Genomic DNA, 6,723 nt, shown 5'->3' on the forward strand with positions numbered 1-6,723 from the left:
CAGAAAGGCGCCCGCGTAAAACCGGTCGCCTTTTTTGCTGACTCCTTTGCTTTTGATGGAAATTGAGATGACCGACCAGACTACCCGCCTGCCGATCCGCCGCGCCTTGATCAGCGTTTCCGACAAGACCGGGATCCTCGAATTCGCCAAAGAGCTTGAAGCCCTGGGCGTCGAGATCCTCTCCACCGGCGGAACGTTCAAGCTGCTGCGGGACAACGGTGTCGCCGCAGTGGAAGTCGCTGATTACACCGGTTTTGCCGAAATGATGGACGGTCGGGTGAAAACCCTGCACCCGAAAATCCACGGCGGGATCCTCGGTCGTCGCGGTACCGACGACGCCATCATGAACGAGCACGGCATCAAGCCGATCGATCTGGTAGCGGTCAACCTCTACCCGTTCGAAGCCACCATCAGCAAGCCAGGCTGCGACCTGCCGACCGCCATCGAGAACATCGACATCGGCGGCCCGACCATGGTCCGTTCCGCAGCCAAGAACCACAAAGACGTGGCTATCGTGGTTAACGCCAGCGACTACGCCAACGTCCTTGAAAACCTCAAGGCCGGCGGCCTGACCTACGCTCAGCGCTTCGACCTGATGCTCAAGGCGTTCGAACACACCGCCGCCTACGACGGCATGATCGCCAACTACATGGGCACCGTGAACCAGGCCGCTGAAACCCTGAGCACGGAAGGTCGCAGCGAATTCCCGCGCACCTTCAACACCCAGTTCGTCAAGGCCCAGGAAATGCGCTACGGCGAGAACCCGCACCAGAGCGCGGCGTTCTACGTGGAAGCCAAACCAGCCGAGGTGGGCATCGCCACCGCGACCCAACTGCAAGGCAAGGAACTGTCGTACAACAACGTGGCCGACACCGACGCCGCGCTGGAATGCGTGAAGAGCTTCGTCAAGCCGGCCTGCGTGATCGTCAAGCACGCCAACCCGTGCGGCGTGGCCGTAAGCCCGGATGCCGAAGGCGGTATCCGCAAGGCCTACGACCTGGCCTACGCCACCGACACCGAATCGGCTTTCGGCGGCATCATCGCCTTCAACCGCGAACTGGACGCTGAAACCGCCAAGGCTATCGTCGAGCGTCAGTTCGTCGAAGTGATCATCGCCCCGAGCGTCAGCGAAGAAGCCCGCGCCATCGTCGCGGCCAAAGCCAACGTGCGCCTGCTGGCGTGCGGCGAGTGGTCGGCCGACCGCGCCGCTGCCTGGGACTACAAGCGCGTCAACGGTGGCCTGCTGGTGCAGAGCCGCGATATCGGCATGATCGGCGCCGATGACCTGAAAGTCGTGACCAAGCGTGCACCGACCGAGCAGGAAATCCACGACCTGATCTTCGCCTGGAAAGTCGCCAAGTACGTCAAGTCCAACGCCATTGTCTACGCCAAGAACCGCCAGACCATCGGTGTCGGCGCCGGCCAGATGAGCCGCGTGAACTCCGCGCGTATCGCTGCGATCAAGGCCGAGCACGCCGGTCTGCAGGTAGCGGGTTCGGTCATGGCTTCCGATGCCTTCTTCCCGTTCCGTGATGGTCTGGACAATGCGGCAAAAGCGGGTATCACCGCAGTGATCCAGCCAGGTGGCTCGATGCGTGATGCGGAAGTGATTGCTGCCGCTGATGAAGCGAACATCGCCATGGTCTTTACTGGCATGCGTCACTTCCGTCACTAAGGTCCCGATCCACTGTGGGAGCGAGCCTGCTCGCGATAGCGTCCTTTCAGACACTCTGATGCTGATTGTGCCGCCATCATCGCGAGCAGGCTCGCTCCCACAGAAAAGCACCTTCGCGGTGCTCCACAGAATTTGCGTCATCCGAGGTTTTTGAAATGAATGTTTTGATCATTGGCAGCGGTGGCCGTGAACACGCCCTGGCCTGGAAAGTGGCTCAGGATCCGCGCGTGCAGAAGGTGTTCGTGGCTCCGGGCAACGCCGGTACCGCCATTGAAGCCAAGTGCGAAAACGTCGCGATCGACGTGCTGGCCCTGGAGCAACTGGCCGATTTCGCCGAGAAGAACGTTTCCCTGACCATCGTCGGCCCGGAAGTGCCACTGGTCGCCGGCGTCGTCGACCTGTTCCGCTCCCGTGGCCTGGATTGCTTCGGCCCAACCGCTGGCGCTGCCCAACTGGAAGGCTCGAAAGCCTTCACCAAGGATTTCCTCGCCCGTCACAAGATCCCGACCGCCGACTACCAGAACTTCACCGAGATCGAGCCAGCCCTGGCTTACCTGCGTGAAAAAGGCGCACCGATCGTGATCAAGGCCGATGGCCTGGCTGCCGGCAAAGGCGTGATCGTTGCCATGACCCTGGCTGAAGCCGAAGACGCCGTGCGCGACATGCTCGCCGGCAATGCCTTCGGTGACGCCGGTTCGCGCGTTGTGATCGAGGAGTTCCTGGACGGCGAAGAAGCCAGCTTCATCGTCATGGTCGACGGCAAGAATGTGCTGCCGATGGCCACCAGCCAGGACCACAAGCGCGTCGGCGACGGCAACACCGGCCCGAACACCGGCGGCATGGGTGCCTACTCCCCTGCTCCGGTCGTAACCAGCGAAGTACACAAGCGTGTCATGGACCTGGTGATCTGGCCGACCGTTCGCGGCATGGCCGAGGAAGGGAACGTCTACACTGGCTTTCTGTACGCGGGCCTGATGATCGACAAGGCTGGCAATCCGAAAGTCATCGAGTTCAACTGCCGTTTCGGCGACCCTGAGACCCAGCCGGTCATGCTGCGTCTGCAGTCGAGCCTGGTATTGCTGGTCGAGGCGGCGCTGGCACAGGCACTGGACAAGGTCGAGGCACAATGGGATCCACGTCCGAGCGTCGGTATCGTTCTGGCGGCCGGCGGCTATCCTGGTGACTACGCCAAGGGCGCGGCAATCAAGGGCCTGGACGCGGCGGCCGCACTGGAAGGCAAAGTCTTCCACGCGGGCACCGCGCTCAAGGATGGTCAGGTAGTAACGGCCGGCGGCCGGGTGCTTTGCGCCACCGCCATGGGTGCCAGCGTCGATGCCGCTCAACAGCAGGCATACAAGCTGGCGGCCAGCATTGATTGGGAAGGCTGTTTCTATCGCAAGGACATTGGCTACCGTGCCATTGCCCGTGAGCGTGGCGAAAATCAGGAATAAGCTGTTCATTCGGTCGGGCAAGGGCATCGCGCCCTTGCCTGACTATTCCGGCGCCGCGCATAGTTATATTCTGGCATCAACCTACGAAGGGATTTCGCCGTGCGCTGGCTCAGGATTGCCATAGGTTTAACCGTCACTCTGCTGACCCTGCTCTGCATGCTCCCGGCCCAGGCCGGTCAAGGCAGTGCGCTGGCGATATTGTTCGACGAACAGGGCGACCTGCAGTTGAGCGATGTGCGCTCCGCTCGCTACACCAATCAATTCAGTCCCATCGACCTCGAACGCGTCACCGCGGCCGAGCCCGGTGGTGCGCTCTGGCTACGCTTTCGTCTTGCACCGGGCCCGCATGAACAGGTGCTGAAAGTCTTCGCCCCCGACCTGCTGCAACTCAATCTGTACGTGCTGGACGGCGACAAGCTGATCGAGCAGTCCAGCACCGGCAACAAACAACCCCAGGCCGACCGGCCACTGCCCAGCAGCGATTTCATGCTGCCGTTGCCGCAAGTCAACAAGCCTCTCGACGTTTATCTACGCCTGGTCTCCGAACACCAGCTGCGTCCTTATGTGTCCCTGGAACCGGCGGTCCTGGCCGCTGCCAGCCAGGGCCAGTCTCTGATCTATGGCCTGTTGCTGGGCTGCATCGGCATGCTGATGCTGTACAACCTCATCCGCTACGCCTACACCCGCTCGCGCAGCAGTGCGTGGCTGGCGGCCTGTGAGGCGTTGCTGATGCTCAGCACGGTCCTGCTGCTGAACCTGGCGGGCGGCGTGCTGCCCGACTGGCAAGCCCTGCAAACTCCCGGCGCCTATCTGGCCTTGCTGCTGACCGCGCCCTGCGGCTTGATGTTCGCCTATTGCTTTTATGCCCCGCTCGGCCCGCATCCGCTGAACAAACTGCTGTTGGGCGAAATCCTGCTGATCACGGTCTGTGGTCTGTTGCTGCTTTTCGTCAACACGCTGCCGCTGAACCTCATCACCTACGGTCTGGTCGCCCTCGCCGGCCTGACCATGCTGTTCGTCAGCGCCCATCACTGGCAGAAGGGCTACCGCCCGGCCCGACTGTTCGTGGCCGCCATGGTGGTATTCAACCTCGGCACACTGATCATTCTGCCCGCCCTGCTCGGGCTGACCCTGACCGAACCCCATGGCCTGATAAGCACACTGCTGGGGTTCATCTGCATCAGCGGGTTGCTGATGAGCATTGCCTTGAGCGAGCGCCAGCGCCGCATCGTCGAAGACCGTTTCAGCATCAGCCGCGACCTGGCGGCCAGCAACGCCGAAATGAACGCCAAGGCCGAATTCCTGGCCAAGATCAGCCACGAAATCCGCACCCCGATGAATGGCGTGCTGGGCATGACCGAGCTGTTGCTGGGCACGCCGCTGTCGGTCAAGCAACGCGACTACGTCCAGACCATCCACAGTGCCGGCAACGAACTGCTCACACTGATCAACGAAATCCTCGACATCTCCAAACTCGAATCCGGGCAGATCGAACTCGATGATGTGCAGTTCGATCTCAACGCGCTGATCGAAGATTGCCTGAGCATCTTCCGCGCCAAGGCCGAACAGCAGAATGTCGAGCTGATCAGCTTCATCCAGCCGCAGGTGCCACGGGTCATCAGCGGTGACCCGACACGCCTGCGCCAGACCCTGTTGAGCCTGCTGGAAAACGCCCTGAAGAAAACCGATGAAGGCGAAGTACTGATCGTCGTGGCGCTGGACGAGCTGGGCGCCAAACCGCGCCTGCGCATCGCCGTGCAGGACAGCGGCGAACCGATGGAAGCCGATGAGCGCGAAGCGCTGATGCATGCCGAACTGCACAGCAAGAACTTCCTTTCGGCCAATCGCCTGAGCGGCAACCTGGGACTGGTCATCGCCCGCCAGCTGATTCGCCTGATGCACGGCGAGTTCGGCATCAAGAGCGGCAGCAACCAGGGCAGCACCCTGTGGCTGACCCTGCCACTGGATCCCGATCGCCTCGAACACCCGACCTCCGACCTCGATGGCCCGCTGCAAGGCGCACGGGTATTGGTGGTGGACGACAACGACACCTGCCGCAAGGTGCTGGTCCAGCAATGCAGCGCCTGGGGGCTGAACGTCAGCGCCGTGCCATCCGGCAAGGAAGCGCTGGCCCTGCTGCGCACCAAGGCGCACTTGCGCGATTACTTCGACGTGGTCCTGCTGGACCAGAACATGCCCGGCATGACCGGCATGCAACTGGCCGCCAAGATCAAGGAAGACCCGAGCCTGAACCACGACATCCTGCTGATCATGCTCACCGGTATCAGCAACGCGCCGAGCAAGATCATCGCGCGCAACTCGGGGATCAAGCGCATCCTGGCCAAACCGGTGGCCGGCTACACCCTCAAGACCACCCTGGCCGACGAGCTGAATCAACGCAACAAAGGTCACGTGACCATTGCCCAGGCGCCGTCCGGGCAGGTGATGCCGATCAAGGTTCCGAGTGATTTCCGTATTCTGGTGGCCGAAGACAACAGCATCTCCACCAAGGTGATTCGCGGCATGCTGGGCAAGCTCAATCTGCAACCCGACACGGCCAGCAATGGTGAGGAAGCGCTGCAGGCCATGAAGGCCCAGCGTTATGACCTGGTGCTGATGGACTGCGAGATGCCGATTCTCGACGGCTTCTCGGCAACCCAGCAATTACGCGCCTGGGAAGTGGGCAACCAGCGAACTCGCACCCCGGTGGTCGCGCTGACCGCACATATCCTGGCCGAGCATAAGGAGCGCGCGCGCCAGGCCGGCATGGACGGGCATATGGCCAAGCCGGTCGAGCTCTCGCAACTGCGCGAATTGATCGAACACTGGGTTGCCCAGCGTGATCAGCAGAGCCGCACCGCGACGCCAACGTCCTGAGCCGACAGACCTCTAAACGCCTGATAGACTCCGTCTCGACGTCCCTCGCCAGTGAGCCTGCACCATGCTTCACGAGTTGTTCAGTGTTTACCTGAAGATGCTGGTGCTCTATAGCCCGTTCTTCGTGCTGTCCTGCTTCATCACCCTGACCCGCGGTTACTCACGCAAGGAACAACATCGCCTGGCCTGGAAAGTGGCCATCGCGACGCTGGTTTCCAGTGTCCTGCTGTATTTGTTCGGGAGGATGATTTTCACCGTCTTCGGCATCACGGTGGATGCCTTCCGCATCGGTGCCGGCAGCGTGCTGTTCATCTCGGCGCTGGGCATGGCTCAAGGCAAGTCTGCGGTGCAGACCGACAACGTGCAGCAGGACGTAACCATTGTCCCGCTGACCATTCCCCTGACGGTCGGCCCCGGCACCATCGGTGCCTTGCTGGTGATGGGCGTGAGCCAGCCGCATTGGGACGACAAGCTCATCGCGATCGTGAGTATCGCCTTGGCCAGTTTTACGGTCGGCGTGGTGTTGTATCTGTCCAACCGGATCGAGCGGATTCTGGGCGATCAGGGGTTGCAGATTGTCAGCCGGTTGATGGGGTTGTTCGTGTGTGCGCTGGCGGCGCAGATTATTTTCACCGGGGTCAAAGGCTACCTCGTTCCCTGACGAACCAACCTGTAGGAGCGAGGCTTGCCCGCGAAGCTTTTGGCGTCTTCAAGGACGCC

At 61.7% G+C, this 6,723-nt stretch carries 4 protein-coding genes; all 4 read left to right on the plus strand.

The genetic code is table 11. The features are described from left to right. The first annotated feature begins 67 nt into the window (after nucleotides 1-67). The 4 genes from purH (at nucleotide 68) to ACW9JE_RS15440 (ending at nucleotide 6,664) form a co-directional block, all read left to right on the plus strand. Nucleotides 68-1,675 (plus strand): bifunctional phosphoribosylaminoimidazolecarboxamide formyltransferase/IMP cyclohydrolase, encoded by a 1,608-nt coding sequence (purH, locus tag ACW9JE_RS15425; protein ID WP_224539076.1) that lies wholly within the window; start codon nucleotides 68-70, stop codon nucleotides 1,673-1,675. A gap of 155 nt (nucleotides 1,676-1,830) precedes the next feature. After that, the gene (purD, locus tag ACW9JE_RS15430; protein WP_457433218.1) at nucleotides 1,831-3,126 is read left to right on the plus strand and encodes a phosphoribosylamine--glycine ligase; all 1,296 of its coding nucleotides are present in this window, start codon (nucleotides 1,831-1,833) and stop codon (nucleotides 3,124-3,126) included. A 99-nt stretch (nucleotides 3,127-3,225) separates the two neighbouring features. Continuing rightward, nucleotides 3,226-6,003 (plus strand): response regulator, encoded by a 2,778-nt coding sequence (locus ACW9JE_RS15435; RefSeq protein ID WP_457433219.1) that lies wholly within the window; start codon nucleotides 3,226-3,228, stop codon nucleotides 6,001-6,003. Between the two features lie 64 nt (nucleotides 6,004-6,067). Further along, nucleotides 6,068-6,664 carry a MarC family protein gene (locus ACW9JE_RS15440; RefSeq protein WP_224539082.1) on the plus strand — a complete coding sequence of 199 codons (597 nt, stop codon included), beginning with the start codon at nucleotides 6,068-6,070 and terminating at the stop codon, nucleotides 6,662-6,664. Nucleotides 6,665-6,723: the final 59 nt, after the last annotated feature.

The sequence above is a fragment of the Pseudomonas sp. SDO55104_S430 genome (assembly GCF_054070595.1).

Coding starts and splice junctions, on each gene's coding strand:
- ACW9JE_RS15440 (WP_224539082.1), top strand. CDS start 6,068: ATGCTTCACGAGTTGTTCAGTGTTTACCTGAAGATGCTGGTGCTCTAT.
- purD (WP_457433218.1), top strand. CDS start 1,831: ATGAATGTTTTGATCATTGGCAGCGGTGGCCGTGAACACGCCCTGGCC.
- purH (WP_224539076.1), top strand. CDS start 68: ATGACCGACCAGACTACCCGCCTGCCGATCCGCCGCGCCTTGATCAGC.